The following is a 22773-nucleotide window of genomic DNA, read 5'->3' on the forward strand; positions in this document are numbered from 1 at the left end:
AATTAATGGAAAATCAAATTATTCAAAATTTACAAACTGTACGAGAAAAAAATCCACTTGTACATAACATCACCAATTTTGTTGTGATGAACAACACCGCCAATGCTCTTTTAGCAATTGGAGCATCTCCTGTTATGATACATGCGCACAAAGAAGTGGAGTCTGTTGTGGAAATCTCTAATTCTATTGTCATTAATGTAGGAACTATTGATGATTATTGGGCAGAAAGCATGTTAATCGCAACTAAAAAAGCAAATCTACTTAAGAAACCTTGGATTTTAGATCCTGTTGGAGCTGGCATTTCTACTTTCAGGAATAATCTTCTGAAAGAACTTCTTACTTACAATCCGACTGTGATTCGTGGCAATGCTTCAGAAATACTAGCGCTAGATTCTTTTAGTAATATTCAAGGAAAAGGTGTTGATAGTTCGCATCAAAGTAATCAAGCTATAAAAGCTGCACAAAATCTTAATCAAAAACACAGTTCTATTGTTTGTATTTCGGGAGTTTCAGATTTTATTATTTCAGATGACAACATTATAGAAATTAAAAATGGACATGAAATGATGACAAAAGTAACTGGATTGGGCTGCTCTGCTACAGCTGTCATCGGTGCATTTCTAGGTCTTAATGAAAATCCTTATAATGAAACCATTAGTGGAATGGCTGTTTTTAGTTTAGCAGGAGATTTAGCTGAGAAAAAAAGTAATGGACCGGGAAGTTTACAAATGAATTTATATGATACTTTATATCATTTATCAGAAAAAGATATTCGCTCGTATTTGAAAATTTCTAAAATATGAAAGTTAATCCAAAATTTCCTTATCCATTATATTTAGTAATATCAGAAAAAGATTGCATTCATTATCATTGGCTGGACGTTGCTGAACAAGCAATTTTAGGAGGAGTTGACATAATCCAACTCAGAGAAAAAGATTGTACAACAGAAGAATACATCGAAAAAGCAAAGGCATTGAAAAAAATCACTGATCTATATAACATTCCGTTAATTATCAATGATTCTCTAGAAGTTGCTATTAGTGTTCAATCGTGGGGAATACATGTTGGACGAAGCGATATAAAACCATCAGAAATAGATAGAAATACAAACTCTCCAAAAAACATTGGCTGGTCTATAGAACTTTGCGATCAATTAAATGAAAAACAAATTGATTATGTCAATCACTTAGGTGTTAGCCCTATTTTTTCTACTTCTACTAAAACGAATACCATTACCGAATGGGGATATGAAGGAATACATAAACTGAAGAAGCTAACAACTCTTCCTTTAATTGCAATAGGAGGAATTAATGAAATCAATGTCTCTGAAATAATTAAAGCTGGTGCAGATAGCGTAGCTGTGGTCTCTGCTATCTGTGGAAGCAGTAATCCCAAAAGATCAGCTCAAATATTAAAACAAATTATCAACAACAATGAGTATAATCCAAAAAACATATAGTGTCTTAACAATAGCAGGATTTGACGGGAGTGGTGGTGCTGGAATACAGGCTGATACCAAAACAATTTCTGCGCATGGTTGCTACGCAACAAATGTATTAACAGCATTACCCATACAAAATACGCAGGGAGTAAAAAATATTTATGAAATCTCAACTGAATCCATTCGAGAACAAATTCAATCTATTTTAGAAGATATTTATCCAGATGCAATCAAAATAGGAATGGTTCATAGTATAGAACTAGTCAATATCATTGCTGAAGAATTAAAAAATTATAACAATCCAATAGTATTTGATCCTGTCATGGTATCAACAAGTGGTCATCAATTAATCAAAAAAGAAACAATTACGGCTTGTATTGAGAAACTTTTTCCTTTAGCAACGCTCATAACTCCAAATCTTGATGAAGCAAGTGTTTTGGCAAATCATAAAATAGACTCTGCAGAATTGATGTTAATACATGGAGAAAACATCATGAATTTAGGTTGTCAAAATCTATTATTAAAAGGTGGTCATCTGGAGCAAAAAGAAATTGTAAGTTATCTATTTCAAAAAAATCAACCTATCCAAAGTTATACTTCAAAAAAAATTGATACAAAAAACACCCATGGTTCAGGTTGCTCATTATCTTCAGCTATTGCATGTAATTTAGCTTTAGGTTTTTCTCTTTCAGAAAGTGTACAATTTGCTCAAGAATATATTGAGCGGGCAATACTTGGTAGCAAAGATTTAACAATTGGCAAAGGAAATGGACCTTTAAATCATTTTTTCAATCCTCAAAAATTAAAAACATATGACATTCACAACTAAAGCTTGGGAAACTATAACGCCTATTTATAATGATATTCTAAATATGCCATTTATAAAAGAATTAGAAAATGGAACATTACCAATAGAAAAATTTCAGTTTTACATGTTACAAGATGCAAAATATTTAGAACATTTTGGTCGTGTGTTAGCAGCAATTGGAGCAAAATCTGTAGACAATCAACAAGCTATTGATTTTTTCGAATTTGGTAAAAATGCCTTGATTGTTGAACGCGCTCTACACGAATCTTATTTTCAGGATTTTGGTTTGACTCAAAACGTAAAGATAGAAATAGAACCAGTATGTCATCATTATTCACATTTCTTAAAAAGTACAGTAGCATTCGACCCCATCGAAGTTGCTTTGGCTGCAGTTTTACCTTGTTTCTGGATTTATAAAGAAGTTGGCGATGAGATTATCAAAAATCAATCTAAAGAAAATAATCCGTACCAGAAATGGATTGAAACTTATAGTGGAGATGAGTTTGGTGAAGGTGTAAAAAAAGCTAAAGACTATATTAATAAAGCGGCAGAAGAAACTACTGATAAGATAAAAGATCAAATGTTAGAAGCTTTTGTAAAAGCTAGCGAATTAGAATATCAATTTTGGAAAGCTGCCTATGAAAATATTACATGGAACAGAAAATAAAAGCCATCTTTTTTGATTTTGATGGAGTAATTGTAGATAGTTTACAATTGTGGAATTTGATGTTTGATAAAGTTGTAGAAACATACAAACTAGATGCAAGCTGCTTACTTGAAAATGATGGATTAAATTTCACCACAAACGAAGCAATACAATTAATGTTAGAATATCAGTTACGATTTACAACAGATTTATACAACGAAATTCTTGATTGGACAGAAAAATTTTATGAAGATCACTTTCATCATTATATAAAACTAAATCAATATGTTATTGAAATTTTAGAAGAACTAAAACTTCATCAAATTCAGATTATTCTTGTTTCAAATTCATCTAGAAAACAAATTGATTTTGCTATCAAACAATTAAATCTTCAAGGATATTTTGATAACACCATTACAGCAGACGATGTAATAAAAGGTAAACCAAATGCAGAACCTTATCAAAAAGCATTGTCATTATCAAAATTAGCTAAAAATGAAGTCTTAATTATTGAAGATTCAACGACTGGAATAACTGCTGCTAAAAATGCAGAAATAGCATACAAAATTTATAATAATCCAAATTTTATCCATCACACTAATTATTTGAATGACTTTAGAGATATCATCAAATTTATATAACAAAAAAATCCTTACTCAATAAAGAGTAAGGATTTAATATTTCTAAAGCTATTGGTAAATTACCAAGACGCTTTTTTAACACCTGGGATTAACCCTTCGTTCGCCATTTCACGGAATGTTACACGAGAGATCCCGAAAGTTCTCATGTATCCTTTTGGACGACCTGTTAATTTACAACGATTGTGTAAACGTACAGGAGAAGCGTTTTTAGGTAATTTTTGTAATGCTTCGTAGTCACCAGCTTCTAATAAAGCAGTTCTTTTCGCAGCATACTTAGCAACTAATGCTTGTCTTTTGCGCTCACGCGCTTTCATTGATTCTTTAGCCATGACTTCTTATTTTTCTTTAGTAAATGGTAATCCGAATTTAGATAATAAAGCTTTCGCTTCTTTATCAGTATTCGCTGAAGTTACAAAGGTAATATCTAAACCTTGAATTTTCTTGATTTTATCAATATTAATTTCTGGGAAGATAATTTGCTCTTTGATACCTAAGTTATAGTTACCTCTACCGTCGAAACCTGTAGAAGAAATACCGCTAAAATCACGTACACGTGGTAAAGCTGCAGATACTAAACGATCTAAGAATTCGTACATTTTCTCACCACGTAAAGTTACTTTAGCACCAATTGGCATTCCTTTACGTAATTTGAAAGCTGCTTCATCTTTCTTAGAGATAGTTCCAACTGCTTTTTGACCAGTGATTAATTCTAACTCTTCAATAGCGTAATCAACGATTTTTTTGTCAGCTGTAGCAGCACCTAAACCTTGAGATAAAACAATTTTCTCTAATTTAGGAACTTGCATAATAGATTTGTATCCAAACTCTTCTTTAAGAGCAGCTACAATCTCTTCTTTATATTTAACCTGCGGACGAGGTGTGTATGTTGTTGTACTCATCTTAGATAGCTTTTCCTGATTTTTTAGCAATTCTTACTTTTTTCCCTCCTTCTTCTTTGATCGCTACTTTCGTTGCTTTCCCAGTTTCTGGATCTACTAAAGCCAATTTGCATAAATAGATTTGAGCTTCTTTCTCAACAACTCCACCTTGTGGATTTTGTGCGCTTGGCTTTACACGTTTTTTTGCAATATTAACCCCTTCAACGATAGCTTTAGCTTTGTCAGGGAATACGCGTAACACAGTACCAGTTTGACCTTTGTTAGATCCTGATAATACGACTACTTTGTCTCCTTTTTTAATTTTTAACTTTGCCATGTTGTTCTATTATAATACCTCTGGGGCTAATGATACAATTTTCATATATTCTTTATCACGTAACTCACGAGCAACTGGACCGAATACACGAGTACCACGCATTTCTCCTTGAGTGTTCAATAATACACATGCATTATCGTCGAAACGGATATATGAACCGTCTTTTCTGCGAACTTCTTTTTTAGTTCTAACTACAACAGCTTTTGATACAGCACCTTTTTTAACGTTTCCTGAAGGTGTAGCTTCTTTAATCGCAACAACGATTTTGTCACCTACTGATGCGTATCTTCTTTTAGTACCACCTAAAACGCGGATTACTAATGCTTCACGAGCTCCTGTGTTATCTGCAACTTTTAATCTAGATTCTTGTTGTAACATAACTTATATTATTTAGCTCTTTCAATGATTTCTACTAATCTCCATCTTTTGTTTTTAGACAAAGGACGAGTCTCCATGATACGCACTGTGTCACCTTCGTTACACTCGTTATTTTCGTCGTGCGCTGTATATTTCTTCGTTTTTAAAACGAATTTCCCATAGAATGGGTGCTTTTGTTTCTTAGTTTCAGCTACAACAATGGTTTTTTCCATTTTGTTTGAAGTAACTAAACCAACTCTTTCTTTTCTTAATTTTCTTTCCATCAGTTACAGATTGCTGTTATGATTGTTTTTCGTTTAAAACGGTATTCAAACGAGCAATTGTTCTGCGTAATTGTCTGATACCGATTGGATTTGCGATTGGCGAAACTGCGTTAGTCAATTTTAATTGATCGTAGTTTGCTTGTTCTTCAGCTATTTTAGCTTGCAATTCCTCTACACTTAGATTTCTAATATCTGCTGCTTTCATTTTTTCTTAATTTTTTGAAATAATTAATTTTGGAAATCACGTGCAACGATAAACTTAGTCTTAACAGGTAATTTCTGAGCTGCTAAACGCAATGCTTCAGTTGCAACCTCTAATGGCACACCTCCTACTTCGAATAAGATACGACCTGGTTGTACAGGAGCTACCCAATATTCTGGTGCACCTTTACCTTTACCCATACGTACCTCTGCTGGTTTCTTAGTAATTGGTTTATCTGGAAATATTTTAATCCATAATTGACCCTCTCTCTTCATGAAACGAGTTGCAGCAATACGAGCTGCCTCGATTTGACGAGCTGTAATAAACGCTTCGTCTAAAGATTTGATCCCGAAAGTCCCGTAAGCTAATTGAGTTCCTCTGTGAGAAACACCTTTCATCTTACCTTTTTGGGTTTTTCTAAATTTTACTCTTCTCGGTGATAACATATCTACTTAATTCTTTATGTTAGTTGTTAAACTAAATTATCGCTTTCTATTATTAGATCTTTCACCTCCTTTTCTGTTACTGTTGTTATCAGATTTTTTTTGTTTTTTCTGTAACCCAACTAACGGAGATAATTCTCTCTTACCATATACCTCACCTTTCATAACCCATACTTTGATCCCTAAACGACCGTAAGTTGTGTGAGCTTCTGAAATGTGGTAATCAATGTCTGCACGGAATGTAGACAAAGGAATACGTCCATCTTTGTAAGTTTCTGAACGTGCCATCTCTGCACCGTTTAAACGACCCGAGATTTGAACTTTAATTCCTTCAGCGTTCATTCTCATTGCAGATTGAATAGCCATTTTGATTGCACGACGGTAAGAAATACGATTCTCAATTTGACGAGCGATACTATCACCTACTAAGATTGCATCTAATTCTGGTCTCTTAATTTCGAAGATGTTAATTTGAACCTCTTTACCAGTGATTTTCTTTAACTCTTCTTTTAATTTGTCAACTTCTTGTCCACCTTTACCAATAATGATACCTGGACGAGCAGTAGTTACAGTTACTGTAACCAATTTTAAAGTACGATCGATGTAAATACGAGAAACTCCGGCTTTAGACAAACGCGCTCTTAAATAAGTACGAATTTTTGCATCTTCTGCGATCTTATCACCGTAATCATTTCCACCGTACCAGTTAGAATCCCATCCTCTGATGATTCCTAAACGATTTCCGATTGGATTAGTTTTTTGTCCCATATTCTTAATCTTGTACTTTTTGTTTATCTTCTTTAGTTCCTAAAACCAAAGTTACATGGTTTGAACGTTTTCTGATTCTATGTGCTCTACCTTGAGGTGCAGTACGAATTCTTTTTAATTGACGTGCACTGTCAACAGAGATTTCTTTTACATATAATCCAGCTTCTTCAACATCAGCTCCTTCGTTTTTAACTTGCCAGTTAGCGATAGCGCTTAATAACAATTTTTCTAAACGGATTGAAGCGTGGTTTTTAGTATATTTTAAAATACCTAAAGCTTTTTGAATTTCAACTCCACGGATAATATCTACTACTAATCTCATCTTACGAGGAGAAGTAGGAACATTATTTAATTTCGCAAAAGCTACCTGCTTGTTAGCTTCTTTGATTTTTTCGTTACTTAATCTTTTTCTAGATCCCATGGCCTTCTACTATTTTTTTCCTTTGTTTTTAGCTCCGGCATGACCTCTAAAAGTACGTGTTGGAGCGAACTCACCTAATTTATGACCTACCATATTCTCAGTAACATAAACTGGGATAAATTGTTTCCCATTGTGTACTGCGATAGTTTGACCAACAAAATCAGGAGAAATCATAGATGCTCTTGACCATGTTTTGATCACGTTTTTGCTACCCGCTTCTACGTTAGCTAAAACTTTCTTTTCTAATTTATAGTGGATGAATGGTCCTTTTTTTAATGAACGTGCCATAAATTATTTTTTTCTTCTTTCAACAATATATTTGTTAGACGCTTTCTTCTTGTCACGAGTTTTGTAACCTTTAGCTGGAATACCGTTACGAGAACGAGGAATACCTCCTGTCGCACGACCTTCACCACCACCCATTGGGTGATCAACTGGGTTCATAACCATTGGACGAGTTCTTGGACGACGACCTTGCCATCTAGAACGACCTGCTTTACCAGAAACTTCTAACTGATGATCTGTGTTAGAAACAACACCTACTGTTGCTTTACACTCCACTAAAATCATTCTTGATTCACCACTTGGTAACTTAACGATAGCATATTTACCATCACGCGCAACTAATTGAGCATAAGTACCTGCACTTCTTGCCATAACAGCTCCTTGCCCTGGACGTAACTCAATACAAGAGATTACAGTACCTAATGGCATACTTTTAAGCTTCATAGCATTACCTACTTCTGGTTCTACGTTATCTCCTGAAACAATTACTTGTCCAGCTTTCAAACCATTTTGAGCAATAATGTAACGTTTTTCACCATCTTCGTAAGATAATAAAGCGATGAATGCAGTTCTGTTAGGATCGTATTGTACAGATTCTACAGTTGCAGCACCTTCTTTATCACGTTTGAAGTCGATGATACGATATTTTTGTTTGTGTCCACCACCGATATAACGCATTGTCATTTTACCAGTGTTGTTACGTCCACCCGATTTAGATTTTCCTTCAACTAATGTCTTTTCTGGCTTAGCATTTTTATCTACTGCCGCAAATTCATTAACCACTCTAAAACGTTGTCCCGGGGTGATAGGTTTTAATTTTCTTACTGACATTTTTTAATTCTTAAATTATCCGAACAACTCTATTTCTTGACCTTCAGCTAAGCTAACGATCGCTTTTTTCAACTTATTTGTTTTTCCAGTTTGAAAACCTGTTTTTGTGTAACGAGTTTTCACTTTTGGCATAGAAACTAAAGTACTAACAGAAACAACAGAAACACCGTAAGTTTTTTCTACAGCTTCTTTGATTTGTAATTTGTTAGCTTTTGTATCTACATAAAACGAATATTGCCCTAATAACTCACTGTTACTAGTTGCTTTTTCTGAAATTACTGGTTTAATTATGATTCCCATTTTCGTCTTATTTTGTTAAATTTTCTTGAACTGTTGCTAAAGAATCTTCTAAAAACACAATTTGAGAAGCATTGATTAAATCAAAAACATTTAATTCTGAAGTAGTTACTACTTTTACTTTTTTCAAATTACGAGAAGACAAATATACGTTATTATTTGACTCTCCTAAAACGAATAAAGATTTAGTATTATCTAATCCTAAATCAGTTAAAACTGTTTTGAATTCTTTTGTTTTTGGAGCTTCGAATGAAAAGTTTTCAACAACTTTAATTTCGTTTTCAGCTAATTTTTGTGATAACACAGATTTTTTAGCTAATCTCTTTTGTGCTTTGTTTAATTTGAAAGAGTAGTTTCTTGGACGTGGTCCGAAAACTCTACCTCCTCCTCTAAACACAGGAGATTTAATAGAACCTGCACGAGCAGTACCTGTTCCTTTTTGTTTTTTGATTTTACGAGTTGATCCCGCAATCTCAGCTCTTTCTTTTGCTTTGTGAGTTCCTTGGCGTTGAGCTGCTAAATATTGTTTAACCTCTAAGTACACTGTGTGTGTAGAAGGCTCAATTCCAAAAACTGCCTCGTCTAAAGAAACTTTTCTTCCAGTCTCTTGACCTTTGATGTTTAATACTACTACTTCCATCTTCTAACGATTACGTATGAATTTTTAGGACCTGGGATAGCTCCTTTTACTACTAAAAGGTTTTTCTCAGCATCAACTTTAAGTACTTTTAAGTTCTGAACAGTAACTTGTTTACCACCCATTCTTCCAGCCATACGCATTCCTTTGAATACACGAGATGGATCTGAACCAGCACCGATAGAACCTGGAGCTCTTAAACGGTTATGTTGACCGTGTGTAGCTTGACCTACTCCACCAAAACCGTGACGTTTTACAACACCTTGGAAACCTTTTCCTTTTGAAGTACCTGTAATACTTACAAATTCTCCCTCGTTGAATAATTCAACGTTCACTTCATCTCCTAAATTAATAGAGTTTACGAATTCTTCTCCGTAAAACTCAACTAATTTTCTTTTTGGAGTTGCACCTGCTTTTTTAAAGTGACCTTTTAAAGCATTAGTCGTGTTTTTTTCTTTTGCGTCATCGAAACCAAGTTGAGCAGCAACGTACCCATCTTTCTCTACGGTTCTGACTTGAGTAACCACACATGGCCCAGCCTCTACGATAGTCACAGGAATATTTTTCCCGTTCTCATCAAATAAGCTAGTCATCGCGATTTTTTTACCAATGATACCTGACATTTGATTAAAATATGTTAATAATTTGTTTAATATTTCAGAGAATGTGGGCTTTCGACCACTAGAGATCTTCTCTAAAATTAGCATGCAAATGTACAAAATATTTTATAAACTACAAATTTTCAATTAATTATTTATTTTGATTATCAAAATTGATCTAACCAAAATAATTAGTAAATGAAGATTTCTATATTTTACTAAAGTTTTTTTCCTTGTAATGAATAAATTGTTTCTTTATAGTCTTCTGTTTTTGCAACCCATTTACCATCCTTATAAACTACATTATAATAAATTAATGGCACAACAATTTCTCCCGTCAAACCATTTACAACACCTTCTTTACCATTAATTCCTTTTTCTACAATACAATATTTTTCATCATACAACTCTAAACTATCTGGAATATAATCAACTAATTTCAATGTTTTATTCTGATGATCAAACCAGTATACTCGATCATAACTCTTTTCATCTGATGTATCACCATAATCAATCTGATCTCGGTAGAAATATTTATTCATTTCTCTAACATACTCTGTTAAGAATGGCTTTACTACCCAATTACCTTTTACATCAAGAATTCCATAAAAATCTGAATTCAGATCTTTTGAAAGGATAAATTCTTTATCATCATTCCGTACAGTTGCTGAAATTTTAAACAACTCTGGTTGATCTTCTAAGTTAAGTACCTTAATTTTTAAATGATCGATTGGTCCTGCGAAATCAAATTTGTAATTGTAATTAGTTGGTTCGAAATAATTACTGTCAGAAAATGGAGATTTTGTATTAATAAATTTCTTTAACTGATCAATATTTTGAATTGATTTACGATTTACTTCAGTTTCTGCCAATTCATAAACGTGAAGTAGATCAGCAAAACCTTTCTTCTGCTCATCACTATAAACAGTATTTGAGTTTTGTGACAATTGCTTCATTACTCTTCCGTCTTTATAAATTGCGTATATCTCAAATTTCTTTTTAAGTTGAGATGGAATCAGAAGACTTGCGGTTGCATTAATTATTTCAAGCAATTTGATTTCACCAAAGCTAGTTGAAGCAACTTTATTCGCTGTCGATAAAATATAAGTTTCAGATCGTGGAATTACAAATTCAATTTGATAATCTAATGAAGCTACTGGCTTAGAAGAATTAATCGCAAAATGATATTTGAATGTATTACTTTCGTTCCATATCAACTTTTCTATATCAGATAATTTTTCTTCATCAACATCTACAAAACCATCCTCATCTTCTATTCCATATTTTTTCTGAATCGTTTCAACTGATATTTTATACTTATCTGCATTTATAGATGTACCATCCAAAAAATTTATTTTAGTTGGAACAAACGAAGCTTCTAAATGAGGATTATTCATAAAATAAAAATTATCCATTCCTAAGAATTTAATCAAATCAAATTGATCTTTATCTATATTAAAAACATTATAAGGATAAATAGAACTAACACCTACTCTTAGTTCTTTAAAAAAAGAATCCAACGCAACCTTAGAAACAGTGTGATCAAACTTGATTTTATCAAAGTTTGAATTATCTTTTGGATTAAAATCTTTACTTCCTGCTTTAAGTTTAAAACTTAAATTCTCAATATTAGCTAAGTAATTGATTGTTTCTTTTTCACTTTTTAAAGCTTCAAGTAATTCCTCTTGCGTTTGACTTTTACAAATACCAACACACAAAAGGAGAATAAATGTAAAATAATAGCAAAATTTTGAGTTAGATAATTTTTTCATAGAATAAAGGATTGAATAATTTAAAGTTAAAAAAAATAGCAAAATAAATTGCACAAAAAAACCCTGAGATGTGCACTTCTCAGGGGTTATATTTATTTAAAGTTAGCTGATAACTATACTTTAATTTCTACTTCAACACCACTAGGTAATTCTAACTTCATTAAAGCATCAACTGTTTTAGATGAAGAAGAATAAATGTCTAATAATCTTTTGTGAGCTGATAATTGAAATTGCTCACGAGATTTTTTGTTAACGTGTGGAGATCTTAAAACTGTAAAGATTCTTTTGTGAGTTGGTAATGGAATTGGTCCATTAACAACAGCTCCTGTAGCTTTTACAGTTTTTACGATTTTTTCAGCTGATTTATCAACTAAAGAATAATCGTAAGATTTTAATTTTATTCTAATTTTTTGACTCATTTTTCTTGAATTAAGCGTTACCTTTTGCTTTAGCGATTACAGCTTCAGACACGTTTGTTGGTGCTGGAGCGTAGTGATCAAATTCCATTGTAGATGTAGCACGACCAGAAGATAATGTACGTAATGATGTTACGTATCCGAACATTTCTGCTAATGGAACTAAAGCTTTAATAACTTTTGCGTTATTTCTATCGTCCATACCAGAAACTTGTCCACGTCTTCTGTTTAAGTCACCTACAACATCTCCCATGTTTTCCTCTGGAGTTAATACTTCTAACTTCATAATAGGCTCTAAGATTTGAGCACCAGCAGCTTTAGCAGCAGCTTTGTACCCCATTTGAGCAGCTAATTCGAAAGATAAAGCATCAGAATCCACAGGGTGGAAAGATCCATCTTTTAAAGTAACTTTTAACGAATCCATTTCGAATCCTGCTAAAGGTCCATTCTTCATTGCAGCTTTGAAACCTTTCTCGATTGAAGGGATATATTCTTTTGGAACGTTACCACCTTTAATTTCAGAAACGAATTCTAAACCTGTTTTACCTTCATCTGCTGGTCCCATTTCGAAAACGATATCAGCAAATTTACCACGACCACCTGATTGTTTTTTGTAAACCTCACGGTGATTAGCTGGTTTTGAGAATGATTCTTTGTACTCTACTTGAGGCTCACCTTGGTTAACCTCTACTTTGAACTCTCTTCTTAAACGATCAACAATGATATCTAAGTGTAACTCACCCATACCAGAGATAATTGTTTGTCCAGAAGCTTCGTCTGTTTTAACAACAAATGTAGGATCCTCTTCAGCTAATTTAGCTAAAGCCATACCTAATTTATCAACGTCAGCTTTTGTTTTAGGCTCAACTGCGATACCAATTACTGGATCTGGGAAGTCCATAGACTCTAATACGATAGGTGCTTTTTCTTCACATAAAGTATCTCCTGTTTTGATATCTTTGAAACCTACTGCAGCTCCAATATCACCTGCTTCGATTCTCTCGATAGGCTCTTGTTTGTTAGCGTGCATTTGGAAGATACGAGAAATACGCTCTTTGTTACCAGAACGAGTATTCAATACATAAGAACCTGCGTCTAAAGCTCCAGAATAAGCACGGAAGAAAGCTAAACGACCTACGAATGGGTCAGTAGCAATTTTGAATGCTAATGCTGAGAATGGCTCATCAACTGAAGGTTTTCTTGAGATAGGCTCATCAGTTTTTGGGTCAGTACCGTGAATCGCTTCTTTATCCATCGGAGATGGTAAGTAACGACATACAGCATCTAACATGAATTGTACACCTTTGTTTTTGAACGAAGATCCACAAGTCATTGGGATGATAGACATATCTAATGTTGCAGCACGTAATGCAGCGTGAACTTCTTCTTCAGTAATAGAGTTTTCGTCCTCCATGTACTTCTCTAATAAGTTCTCGTCGTACGCAGCTACTTCTTCAATTAATTGACCACGGAATTGTCTTACATCGTCAACCATATCAGCTGGGATTTCAACAACATCAAATGTAGAACCATGATTCTCATCATGCCATACAATTGCACGGTTTTTAATTAAATCTACAACTCCTTTAAAATCTGCTTCGTCACCGATTGGTAATACGATAGGAACAGCGTTTGATCCTAACATTTCACGTACTTGACGACATACATTTAAGAAGTCAGCTCCTTGACGGTCCATTTTGTTAACGAAACCTAAACGAGGAACTTTATAGTTATCTGCTAAACGCCAGTTTGTTTCAGACTGAGGTTCAACTCCATCTACTGCTGAGAATAAGAAAACTAAACCATCTAAAACACGTAAAGAACGGTTTACCTCTACTGTAAAGTCAACGTGACCAGGAGTGTCGATAATATTAAAGTGGTATCCTTTAGCGTCTGGTAATGGTTTACCTTGTTCTGTTGGGAATGTCCAATCTACTGTTACAGCTGCAGAAGTAATTGTAATACCTCTTTCAGCCTCTTGCTCCATCCAGTCAGTTGTAGCTGATCCTTCGTGAGTTTCTCCAATTTTGTGATTCTTACCTGAATAGAATAAGATACGCTCTGTCGTTGTAGTTTTTCCTGCATCGATGTGAGCAGCAATACCAATGTTTCTTGTGTATTTTAAATCTCTTGCCATCGTGTATTAGAATCTAAAGTGTGAAAACGCTTTGTTAGCTTCTGCCATTTTGTGAGTATCTTGACGTTTTTTAACGGCAGATCCTTCTTCTTTAGCAGCTGCAATAATTTCTCCAGCTAATTTTTGTGCCATAGATTTCTCATTACGCTTACGTGAATAAGAAATTAACCATTTCATTGCTGTTGAAATTTTACGGTCTGGACGAATTTCCATTGGAATTTGGAATGTAGCTCCACCTACACGGCGAGAACGTACTTCTACGTGAGGCATTACATTAGATAATGCTTCTTTCCAAATGTCTAATGAAGTTTTTTCTGCATCTTCTTTACGAGAATCTACGATTTCTAACGCATCATAGAAAATTTTGAATGCTACAGATTTTTTTCCGTCATACATTAAGTTGTTTACGAAACGAGTTACTAACTGATCATTAAATTTAGGATCTGGAAGTAAAGGTCTTTTTTTAGCTCTTGTCTTTCTCATCTTACCTTAAATTTATTTTTTAGCATCTTTAGGACGTTTCGCTCCATACTTACTTCTACGTTGAGTACGTCCGTTTACTCCCGCAGTATCTAACGCACCACGAACAATGTGGTAACGTACACCTGGTAAATCTTTAACTCTACCACCTCTAACCAATACTATCGAGTGCTCTTGAAGATTGTGACCTTCACCACCGATGTACGCGTTAACTTCTTTTCCATTTGTTAATCTAACACGCGCTACTTTACGCATTGCTGAGTTAGGTTTTTTTGGAGTTGTAGTGTAAACACGTGTACAAACACCGCGGCGTTGTGGACATGATTCCAATGCAGCCGATTTACTCTTCTTGGTTAGTTTTTTTCTACCTTTTCTAACTAATTGTTGAATTGTTGGCATACTAATTAAATTTCCTTTTAAATTTGGATTAAACCCATTTTTTGGGCATGCAAAACTACAAATTAATTTGTGAAATAAAAATATTTATCCATTTATTTTACACTGATTTATAATTTTTTATAAATAAATAAGTAATTCTTTATAATTTATTTACAATAAGATAACATCTTAAAAAATTCACAACAACGTATTGTTTATAGCTTTCATTTATACTTTTACTACTACAACCGTCATCATCAACTAAATTAAAGGACTCTATATGATATTTATTTTATTATTTCTTTATGGTTTATTGTTACGAAAACATTTATTTAATGTTAACTTTACATTAGAAAAATTAATTTTGCACCACAAAACATTATTAAATGTCAGTAAACTCATTTTTTAAATTATTTACTCCAAAGGATAAGGTATTCTATCCTTTGTTCGAGGAAGCTTCAAAAAGTTTAATCAAATTAGCTGAATTATTACACGAATGTGTAAATGCTCCTATTGAAGAACGTGAAGATTACATTGCACAAATCTCTAAAATTGAAAGTAAAATTGAGTACTTAACTCAAAAAACAAATTTAGAGTTAAGTAAAAACTTCATTACTCCTTTTGATAGAGAAGATATTTACTCATTAGTAAAATCTATCGATTATGTTGCAGATAACTTAAATGGTGCTGCTAACAGAATCAACATCTATCAAGTAGAAAAAATCACAAAATCTATTCGTAAAATTACAGCTGTTAACTTAGAAGCTTGTCAATTAATCGGAGAAGGTATTGAACAATTAAAAGATTTAAGAAATGTAGAACGCATTTACGAAATCTGTGAGCGTATCAATAAATTAGAAAACAAATCGGATCGTATTTTTGATAAAGCAGTTCAAGAAATTTTCGAGAACGAGACTGATGCAAAAAATATCATCAAATACAAAGAGGTTTTATCATCTCTTGAATCTGCAACAGACAAATGTAAAAGTGTTGCAAATGTGTTAGAAGCAGTAGCCGTAAAACATTCGTAAAAATTTAATCTTAAACATTAAGATATGACAGAATTTTTCAATGCGTTTTCGAGTATGCTCACGTCAACGCCAGGGATTTTATTGATAACAATTATCGTTTTATCATTCGTTTTTGATTACATCAATGGATTTCATGACGCAGCAAATTCAATTGCAACAATTGTTGCTACAAAAGTATTAACTCCATTTCAGGCTGTACTTTGGGCTGCATTATTCAACTTTGCAGCATACTTTATCTCGGTTTATTGGATTGGAGAATTTAAAATTGGTAATACAATTGCAAAATCGGTTAACGAGAACTTCATTACATTAGAAGTTATTTTAGCCGGAATTATCGCTGCCATTTCTTGGAATTTACTTACTTGGAAATTTGGTATTCCTTCTTCTTCATCTCACACATTAATTGGTGGATTTATTGGAGCTGCATTAGCTCACGCTGGCGGTTTTTCTGCTGGTGGTGAAGATGTAATTGTTTACAAAAAAGTTGTTCCTATTGTATGCTTCATTGTTTTAGCACCATTAATTGGTATGACAATCGCTTCCATATTAACCATTATTACACTTCATATTTGTAAAAAAGCCAAACCAGCTAGAGCTGAATGGTGGTTTAAGAAATTACAATTAGTTTCTTCTGCCTTATTCTCTTTAGGACATGGTATGAATGACGCGCAAAAAGTAATGGGTATTATTGGAGCAGCAGTTATTTTTTACCATATGAATGTTGATTTTGATCCTGCTTATGTACAAGCAGAAGATAAATTTCAGTATTTTGTATCTCACTGGATGTGGGTTCCTATTACATCATTTATTGTTATCGCATTAGGTACAATGGGTGGTGGGTGGAAAATCATCAAAACAATGGGATCTAAAATTACAAAAGTAACACCATTAGAAGGTGTAGTTGCAGAAACATCTGGAGCCATGACGCTTTATATTTCTGAACATTTCGGAATTCCAGTATCTACAACACACACAATTACAGGTTCTATTATCGGTGTTGGATTAACGAAACGTGTTTCAGCAGTACGTTGGGGAGTAACAATTAGTTTACTTTGGGCATGGGTACTTACCATTCCTGTCTCAGCTTTATTAGCAGCTCTAATTTATTATATTATAACATTATTTGTTTAATACATAACGATTTAAAAGGAACTCATTAAGAGTTCCTTTTTTTATTAAAATATTTTCTACTAATCCATTATAATAATTTTCAGAAAGTTTTAAATTTGCGCAATGCAATTAACTGTATTATTTATTATAATCGGACTAGCTATCTTATTCGATTTCTTAAACGGTTTTCACGATGCTGCAAACTCTATCGCAACCGTTGTCACAACAAAAGTTTTAACACCAGTTCAAGCAGTTATATGGGCTGCTTTTTTCAATTTTGTTGCTTTTTTTATCGCTAAATTCGTCATTGGAGAATTTGGAGTCGCAGACACAATCGCTAAAATCATCAAAGAAGATGTTGTCGTCGCATTGGGCTCTAATCCTTCTATAGTTGTTATGGCTGCACTTTCTGCAGCAATCACTTGGAATATTTTAACTTGGAAATTAGGAATCCCTTCTTCCTCATCTCACACATTGATTGGGGGATTAGCTGGAGGCGCATTAGCCGCAACAGGTTATGATTTTTCTGCGATTAACAGTACAATTATCTTAACAATTATCGCGTTTATCTTGGTTGCACCAATTATTGGTTTAGTTGCGGGTAATGTTATTTACATCATCACACTAAATCTTTGTCGAAATGCAAAACCGCATAAAGCAGATGCTTGGTTCAAAAAATTGCAATTGGTTTCTTCTGCAATGTTAAGTATTGGTCATGGTTTGAATGATTCACAGAAAGTAATGGGAGTAATCACGTTTGCTTTACTTGCCAATCAAACTGCGATTATTAATACTGATATGAATGGTTGGATTTTGAATGACGTTTTCGATTGGAAACATTGGTTCATTACTTCGAGTAGCACTGATATTCACGATTGGGTTCCGATTATGTGTTTCTCGGCAATTGCTTTAGGAACTTTAGGTGGCGGAATGAAAATCTTAAAAACGATGGGAAATAAAATTACAAAAATTACTCCTATCGAAGGTTTTACAGCGCAAACAGCTTCTGCTATTACCTTATTTTTTACAGAACATATCAAAATGCCAGTTTCTACAACGCACGTTATCACAGGATCAATTATTGGTGTTGGAATGGTAAAAAGAGTTTCTGCAGTTCGTTGGGGAGTTACAATTAGTTTATTATGGGCTTGGATTTTGACAATTCCAGTTTCTGCACTTATTGCAACAGGATTTTATTATCTATTTTCGATGTTTTTCTAACATTAAAATTTAATCATAAAAAAATAGCTGTCAAAATTGACAGCCATTTTCTATTTATTCTTGAATGATTATTTGCTAAAATCTTCTTTCAACAAATCGATTTTCGCTAACAATTCTTTTTGAACAGCTAGATAATCTTCTTTGTTAGAAAGTGGAGCATTTACAGAGAAATAATATTTAATCTTTGGTTCTGTTCCAGAAGGTCGACAAGCTACTTTACTTCCATCTTCTGTATAGAAAATCAATACATTTGACTTTGGAATTTCTATCGCTTTTTCATCACCTGAGATTAAATCTTTATCGATAGAAGATTGAAAATCTTTTACACGAACAACTTTAGAACCTGCTAATTCTTTTGGAGGATTTGATCTACATTCCACCATCATTTTAGCAATTAATTCTGCACCTTCTTTTCCTGGTTTTACAATACTAATTAAATCTTCTTGATACGCTTTTCCGATTTCAAGATAGATTTCCATTAACTTATTATACAATGAACTTCCTTTTGCTTTTTGTACAGCAGCAATCTCAGAAACCAATAAAGCTGATGTTACAGAATCTTTGTCACGAATAAAATCGCCAACCATAAATCCAAATGACTCTTCTCCTCCTCCAACAAAACTTTCTTTGCCTTCGAATTTACGAATCATATCAGCAATCCATTTGAAACCTGTTAATCCAACTTTACAATCAACATTGAATTTTGCAGCAATATCATAAAAAATATCAGACGTAACAATTGTCGATCCGATAAATTCTTTTCCAACTAATTTACCAGCTTCTTGCCATTTTTCTAATAAATAATAAGTCAAAACAGTGTTCATTTGGTTACCATTTAATAAAACAATTTCGCCCTCATTATTACGCGTTGCAACACCTACACGATCCGCATCAGGATCTGTTCCAATTACAACATCAGCACCAATTTCATTTGCTAAAGCAACTGCCATAGTCAACGCTTCTGGTTCTTCTGGATTTGGCGATTTTACTGTTGGGAAATCTCCACTTGGAATTGCTTGCTCAGCAACTTGATGTACTTGTGTAAAACCAGCTTCCTCAAAAGCTTTTGGCGTAATTGCAACTGCAGTTCCGTGAATAGAAGTGAAAACAATTTTTATATCTTCTTTACCTTCTTTCGTAAAACTTCCGTTTGCTACACAAGCATCAATAAAAGCTTCATCAATTTCTTTTCCGATATATGTCAACAATGTATCGTTCCCTTGAAATTTGATTTCTTCTACTTTTACATTATTAACTTCGTTGATAATTTCTCCATCTTGTGGCGGAACAATTTGCGCACCATCATTCCAATAAACCTTGTAACCATTGTAAATTGGAGGATTATGAGAAGCTGTTAAAACAATTCCAGCATCACAACCTAAATGACGAACTGTAAATGACAATTCTGGCGTTGGACGGAAAGATTCGAACAAATAAACATTAATTCCATTCGCAGTCAAAACATCTGCAACCATTTTTGCAAACGTATCCGAATTATGACGAACATCGTATGCAATCGCAACTTTTTTCTCCTTATTCGGAAATTGTTGATTGATATAATTTGCTAAACCTTGTGTTGCTGCACCAAGTGTATATTTGTTTAAACGATTTGTTCCTACTCCCATTATACCACGCATTCCTCCTGTTCCAAACTCTAAGTTTTTATAAAAAGAATCGTCTAATTCGGTTGGATTATTATCAATTAAATCTTGAACAGCTTTTCTTGTTTCCGCATCATAAGCGTCAGAAAGCCATAATTTAGCATTATCTAAACTTGAAGTCATTCTTATTTTTTTATTTTTTTAGTACTTGGGCGCGGTCAGCAATTTTTGTATCCTTATTTGGATCGCCCATAAAGTTTACGATTGAGTTTCCTTTTGCAGAGCCATACAATGTATTGCGTGCATTAATATTTAATATAACATTATCATCAGTTGTTATATCAGCTTCATTTACTTCGTATTTGAACAAACTTAATTTTGCATCTCCATAAGCTTTTACTTTCATTGCATCAGCAGTTCCTTCAAGGGTAACATTTGATTGATTATCAGCTTTTAAATCAAGATTATTTGTAATCAAGAATGTTTTACTAATAAGAGATTGTCCTGCAACAGATAAACTTAATTCATCTACATTTAATGTTCCTGAAGTTGTCAAAGAAGTTTGCTTTTCTATCGATAAATTCTTCAAATCACGAGTTACATACACATATACATCATAAGCACTGTACTGATTTACATTACTTTTTTCTTTGATTTTTAATGAATTATTTTTTGCTTCGACTTCCAGATTATCAATGATATTTTGGTGCGATTCTACTTTTACACCAGTTTTATCTCCTGGCACTAAAATTACATCACAGTTACACGAAACATTCAACTCTTTGATGTTATCTGCTGTATATTCTTTTTGAGCCGTCGCTGCACCTTCTCCTTTAATTGGAGATGAACACGAAGTGACAAGCGCAACTAATAATCCGAATAATAAAGTTTTTTTCATAGTTGGTTGATTTTTATTATTAATTAAGATTTACTTCTTTCTGAACTAAATACAATTGTTTATCGCGATTATTACGAACAATTAATTCGCCCAAAAATCCCGCCAAAAATAATTGTGTTCCCAAAATCATAAAAACTAACGAGATATAAAAAGAAGGACTATCTGTAATTAATCTTGCAGGCGAATGCGAAATGTAAACTTTAAACAATTTTTCGGCTCCTAAATAAAATGAAGCGAAAAATCCTAAAATGAACATCAACGTTCCCAATAAACCGAAAATATGCATTGGTTTGTTCCCGAATTTTGAAGCAAAGAAAAGTGTAATCAAATCTAAGAAACCATTTACAAAACGATTTGCTCCAAATTTTGAAACGCCATACTTACGCGCTTGATGCTTTACTTTTTTCTCGATAATTCTCGAATATCCAGCATTTTTAGCTAAAACAGGAATGTAACGGTGCATATCACCATACAATTCGATATTTTGAGTTACTTCCCAACGATAAGCTTTCAAACCACAGTTAAAATCATGCAATTTTACACCCGAAGTTTTACGTGCAACACCGTTAAATAATTTTGAAGGAAGATTTTTTGTCAATTTATTATCTTGACGATTTTCTTTCCACCCCGAAACAATATCAGCTTTTTGATTTTTTAGCATATTGTATAAAGCAGGAATTTCCTCCGGAAAATCTTGTAAATCTGCATCCATTGTAATGACAACATCACCTTTCACTTCTTTGAAAGCTGCGCTAAGTGCTGGAGATTTACCATAATTTTTACGGAATTTGATTCCTTTCACTTCTGGATTGAAGTTAGCAATATATTCGATAATTTGCCACGAATCGTCTGTACTTCCGTCATCTACGAAAATAACTTCGAATGAGTAATCATTTTGCTCACACACTTTTTTGATTCGGTAGAATAATTCTTCTAAGGAATCTTGTTCGTTCAATAAAGGAACAACAACTGAAATATCCATATGTTAAAAAACACGTTTTTTTAAGAATTGCGAAAACAATGCCGAAATAGCAATGTAGAAAGATAAGAAAATTGAGAATAATCCGAAAAAGTTTTTCACTGTAAATAAATTAAGTGTTTTATAATCGTCCGAATTTCTGAATGTTTCGATATCTTTTGAAGTTTTAGGATCTGACATATTTGCTGTAAAAGTATCTAACAATCCTTGTTTCAAACTATCCTGCGCCCATTCGCCATATGTATTAAAAAATACAAAAATGACAATAAGACTAATAACTCCTGCAAAGAAAATAGTGTAAAATCCTACTTTGAAACCTTCTTTAAATGTCATCAAATCTTCGATAGATTGATAATTAATTGCTTTTGCTTTAGCCAAATTAAGTACTGTAAAAAAACAGTACGTTGCATACAATGGCAAAACGATAAAACAGCAAATAAAGAAACTATAGATGTAGTAATCTTGTACAGAAACAGTTCCGTTGAACGAAAAATAGAAGTATAGTGCAAAAAACAATACTAAGGTAATTCCCGTCAGCACTAATGAATTTTTGAAAATTTTGTTGAAACTAATCATTTTGCAAAGATAATTATATCCTTTATTCTATAATACTTTATTTTATATGATTTATAGGAGTGATTATTCAAATTTTATACAATTATAAACATTTCAGAATGAAGAAGAAATCAATACAAATTGGATAAAAAGTAAAAAGTTTTTTCAAAACACTTTTATTTTTACAAAACTTTCTTACCTTTGCATCAGGCAAGTCCTACACAACCAGCTCCTGTTGAATCCTCCAGGACGGGAACGTAGCAAAGGTATACGGTCGTAGCGGTGTGATGTAGATCGCTTGCCTATTTTTATTTCTCGAA

General features: G+C 33.3%; 31 protein-coding genes and 1 other RNA gene. 9 read left to right on the top strand and 23 right to left on the bottom strand.

All coding sequences use genetic code 11. The features are described 5' to 3' along the window. Window positions 1-5 precede the first annotated feature (5 nt). The 5 genes from thiM to QHG34_RS11955 are packed head-to-tail and all read left to right on the top strand — an operon-like array spanning window position 6 to window position 3536. Entirely contained in the window at window positions 6-803 is a 798-nt protein-coding gene (gene thiM / locus QHG34_RS11935; protein ID WP_282630433.1) for a hydroxyethylthiazole kinase, read from the top strand. Beyond that, complete coding sequence (gene thiE, locus QHG34_RS11940) at window positions 800-1459, top strand: thiamine phosphate synthase (protein WP_282630435.1); 660 nt, start codon at window positions 800-802, stop codon at window positions 1457-1459. The genes thiM and thiE overlap by 4 nt, the downstream gene beginning before the upstream one ends. After that, window positions 1434-2270 (top strand): bifunctional hydroxymethylpyrimidine kinase/phosphomethylpyrimidine kinase, encoded by an 837-nt coding sequence (gene thiD / locus QHG34_RS11945; protein WP_282630436.1) that lies wholly within the window; start codon window positions 1434-1436, stop codon window positions 2268-2270. The genes thiE and thiD overlap by 26 nt, the downstream gene beginning before the upstream one ends. Continuing rightward, complete coding sequence (tenA, locus tag QHG34_RS11950; protein WP_282630437.1) at window positions 2254-2916, top strand: thiaminase II; 663 nt, start codon at window positions 2254-2256, stop codon at window positions 2914-2916. Before thiD ends, tenA begins: the two co-directional genes overlap by 17 nt. Continuing rightward, on the top strand, window positions 2901-3536 hold the full coding sequence (locus tag QHG34_RS11955; protein ID WP_282630438.1) for an HAD family hydrolase: 636 nt from the start codon (window positions 2901-2903) through the stop codon (window positions 3534-3536). The genes tenA and QHG34_RS11955 overlap by 16 nt, the downstream gene beginning before the upstream one ends. Before the next feature lie 59 nt (window positions 3537-3595). Here QHG34_RS11955 and rpsN read toward each other — a convergent pair whose 3' ends face one another. The 19 genes from rpsN to rpsL all read right to left on the bottom strand — a co-directional run bounded on the left by rpsN (window position 3596) and on the right by rpsL (window position 15079). Beyond that, the gene (gene rpsN / locus QHG34_RS11960) at window positions 3596-3865 is read right to left on the bottom strand and encodes a 30S ribosomal protein S14 (RefSeq protein ID WP_282630439.1); all 270 of its coding nucleotides are present in this window, start codon (window positions 3863-3865) and stop codon (window positions 3596-3598) included. A 6-nt stretch (window positions 3866-3871) separates the two neighbouring features. After that, window positions 3872-4435, bottom strand: a complete 564-nt coding sequence (gene rplE, locus QHG34_RS11965; RefSeq protein WP_038335516.1) for a 50S ribosomal protein L5 — start codon at window positions 4433-4435, stop codon at window positions 3872-3874. Between the two features lies 1 nt (window position 4436). Continuing rightward, window positions 4437-4751, bottom strand: a complete 315-nt coding sequence (gene rplX, locus QHG34_RS11970) for a 50S ribosomal protein L24 (RefSeq protein WP_038335509.1) — start codon at window positions 4749-4751, stop codon at window positions 4437-4439. 9 nt (window positions 4752-4760) lie between these two features. After that, entirely contained in the window at window positions 4761-5129 is a 369-nt protein-coding gene (gene rplN, locus QHG34_RS11975) for a 50S ribosomal protein L14 (RefSeq protein ID WP_019974196.1), read from the bottom strand. Window positions 5130-5137: 8 nt separating this feature from the next. After that, entirely contained in the window at window positions 5138-5392 is a 255-nt protein-coding gene (gene rpsQ / locus QHG34_RS11980) for a 30S ribosomal protein S17 (protein WP_019974197.1), read from the bottom strand. A gap of 16 nt (window positions 5393-5408) precedes the next feature. Further along, on the bottom strand, window positions 5409-5597 hold the full coding sequence (gene rpmC, locus QHG34_RS11985; protein WP_282630440.1) for a 50S ribosomal protein L29: 189 nt from the start codon (window positions 5595-5597) through the stop codon (window positions 5409-5411). 23 nt (window positions 5598-5620) lie between these two features. Then, on the bottom strand, window positions 5621-6040 hold the full coding sequence (rplP, locus tag QHG34_RS11990; protein ID WP_019974199.1) for a 50S ribosomal protein L16: 420 nt from the start codon (window positions 6038-6040) through the stop codon (window positions 5621-5623). 36 nt (window positions 6041-6076) lie between these two features. Further along, window positions 6077-6805, bottom strand: coding sequence for a 30S ribosomal protein S3 (gene rpsC, locus QHG34_RS11995; RefSeq protein WP_282630442.1), 729 nt, complete (start codon window positions 6803-6805; stop codon window positions 6077-6079). Between the two features lie 4 nt (window positions 6806-6809). Continuing rightward, the gene (rplV, locus tag QHG34_RS12000) at window positions 6810-7226 is read right to left on the bottom strand and encodes a 50S ribosomal protein L22 (RefSeq protein WP_282630443.1); all 417 of its coding nucleotides are present in this window, start codon (window positions 7224-7226) and stop codon (window positions 6810-6812) included. Window positions 7227-7235: 9 nt separating this feature from the next. Beyond that, complete coding sequence (gene rpsS, locus QHG34_RS12005; protein ID WP_171623142.1) at window positions 7236-7514, bottom strand: 30S ribosomal protein S19; 279 nt, start codon at window positions 7512-7514, stop codon at window positions 7236-7238. Window positions 7515-7517: 3 nt separating this feature from the next. Further along, the gene (gene rplB, locus QHG34_RS12010; protein ID WP_282630444.1) at window positions 7518-8342 is read right to left on the bottom strand and encodes a 50S ribosomal protein L2; all 825 of its coding nucleotides are present in this window, start codon (window positions 8340-8342) and stop codon (window positions 7518-7520) included. A 15-nt stretch (window positions 8343-8357) separates the two neighbouring features. Further along, the gene (gene rplW, locus QHG34_RS12015; protein ID WP_282630445.1) at window positions 8358-8642 is read right to left on the bottom strand and encodes a 50S ribosomal protein L23; all 285 of its coding nucleotides are present in this window, start codon (window positions 8640-8642) and stop codon (window positions 8358-8360) included. A gap of 7 nt (window positions 8643-8649) precedes the next feature. Next, on the bottom strand, window positions 8650-9279 hold the full coding sequence (gene rplD, locus QHG34_RS12020) for a 50S ribosomal protein L4 (RefSeq protein WP_282630446.1): 630 nt from the start codon (window positions 9277-9279) through the stop codon (window positions 8650-8652). Beyond that, window positions 9270-9899 carry a 50S ribosomal protein L3 gene (gene rplC / locus QHG34_RS12025; protein WP_282630447.1) on the bottom strand — a complete coding sequence of 210 codons (630 nt, stop codon included), beginning with the start codon at window positions 9897-9899 and terminating at the stop codon, window positions 9270-9272. The genes rplD and rplC overlap by 10 nt, the downstream gene beginning before the upstream one ends. A 194-nt stretch (window positions 9900-10093) precedes the next feature. After that, on the bottom strand, window positions 10094-11647 hold the full coding sequence (locus tag QHG34_RS12030; RefSeq protein WP_282630448.1) for a hypothetical protein: 1554 nt from the start codon (window positions 11645-11647) through the stop codon (window positions 10094-10096). Between the two features lie 113 nt (window positions 11648-11760). Further along, the gene (gene rpsJ / locus QHG34_RS12035) at window positions 11761-12066 is read right to left on the bottom strand and encodes a 30S ribosomal protein S10 (RefSeq protein ID WP_019974208.1); all 306 of its coding nucleotides are present in this window, start codon (window positions 12064-12066) and stop codon (window positions 11761-11763) included. 10 nt (window positions 12067-12076) lie between these two features. Next, window positions 12077-14200, bottom strand: coding sequence for an elongation factor G (gene fusA / locus QHG34_RS12040; protein WP_282630449.1), 2124 nt, complete (start codon window positions 14198-14200; stop codon window positions 12077-12079). A 6-nt stretch (window positions 14201-14206) separates the two neighbouring features. Next, window positions 14207-14683 carry a 30S ribosomal protein S7 gene (rpsG, locus tag QHG34_RS12045; protein WP_121933331.1) on the bottom strand — a complete coding sequence of 159 codons (477 nt, stop codon included), beginning with the start codon at window positions 14681-14683 and terminating at the stop codon, window positions 14207-14209. A gap of 12 nt (window positions 14684-14695) precedes the next feature. After that, the gene (rpsL, locus tag QHG34_RS12050; RefSeq protein WP_019974211.1) at window positions 14696-15079 is read right to left on the bottom strand and encodes a 30S ribosomal protein S12; all 384 of its coding nucleotides are present in this window, start codon (window positions 15077-15079) and stop codon (window positions 14696-14698) included. A gap of 365 nt (window positions 15080-15444) precedes the next feature. Between rpsL and QHG34_RS12055 the strand changes: the two genes are divergently transcribed. From QHG34_RS12055 to QHG34_RS12065, 3 genes are all read left to right on the top strand, one after another. Further along, a complete protein-coding gene (locus QHG34_RS12055) occupies window positions 15445-16089 on the top strand; it encodes a DUF47 domain-containing protein (protein ID WP_282630450.1) in 645 nt (214 codons plus the stop codon). Between the two features lie 24 nt (window positions 16090-16113). Continuing rightward, a complete protein-coding gene (locus QHG34_RS12060) occupies window positions 16114-17220 on the top strand; it encodes an inorganic phosphate transporter (protein ID WP_282630451.1) in 1107 nt (368 codons plus the stop codon). A 102-nt stretch (window positions 17221-17322) separates the two neighbouring features. Then, window positions 17323-18420 carry an inorganic phosphate transporter gene (locus QHG34_RS12065; protein ID WP_282630452.1) on the top strand — a complete coding sequence of 366 codons (1098 nt, stop codon included), beginning with the start codon at window positions 17323-17325 and terminating at the stop codon, window positions 18418-18420. Between the two features lie 68 nt (window positions 18421-18488). On the opposite strand, the gene QHG34_RS12070 is transcribed toward QHG34_RS12065, so the two are convergent. The 4 genes from QHG34_RS12070 to QHG34_RS12085 are packed head-to-tail and all read right to left on the bottom strand — an operon-like array spanning window position 18489 to window position 22474. After that, a complete protein-coding gene (locus tag QHG34_RS12070; RefSeq protein WP_282630453.1) occupies window positions 18489-20204 on the bottom strand; it encodes a phospho-sugar mutase in 1716 nt (571 codons plus the stop codon). A gap of 10 nt (window positions 20205-20214) precedes the next feature. Then, complete coding sequence (locus tag QHG34_RS12075; RefSeq protein WP_282630454.1) at window positions 20215-20919, bottom strand: GIN domain-containing protein; 705 nt, start codon at window positions 20917-20919, stop codon at window positions 20215-20217. Between the two features lie 19 nt (window positions 20920-20938). Further along, window positions 20939-21901, bottom strand: coding sequence for a glycosyltransferase family 2 protein (locus tag QHG34_RS12080; protein ID WP_282630455.1), 963 nt, complete (start codon window positions 21899-21901; stop codon window positions 20939-20941). Between the two features lie 3 nt (window positions 21902-21904). Next, window positions 21905-22474: a DUF4199 domain-containing protein gene (locus QHG34_RS12085; RefSeq protein ID WP_282630456.1), complete on the bottom strand. Its 570-nt coding sequence runs from the start codon at window positions 22472-22474 to the stop codon at window positions 21905-21907. Window positions 22475-22661: 187 nt separating this feature from the next. Between QHG34_RS12085 and ffs the strand changes: the two genes are divergently transcribed. After that, an RNA gene (ffs, locus tag QHG34_RS12090) (signal recognition particle sRNA small type) lies at window positions 22662-22760 on the top strand. The last annotated feature ends 13 nt before the right edge of the window (window positions 22761-22773 follow it).

The sequence above is a fragment of the Empedobacter sedimenti genome, assembly GCF_030005555.1.
Classification (GTDB): Bacteria; Bacteroidota; Bacteroidia; order Flavobacteriales; family Weeksellaceae; genus Empedobacter; species Empedobacter sedimenti.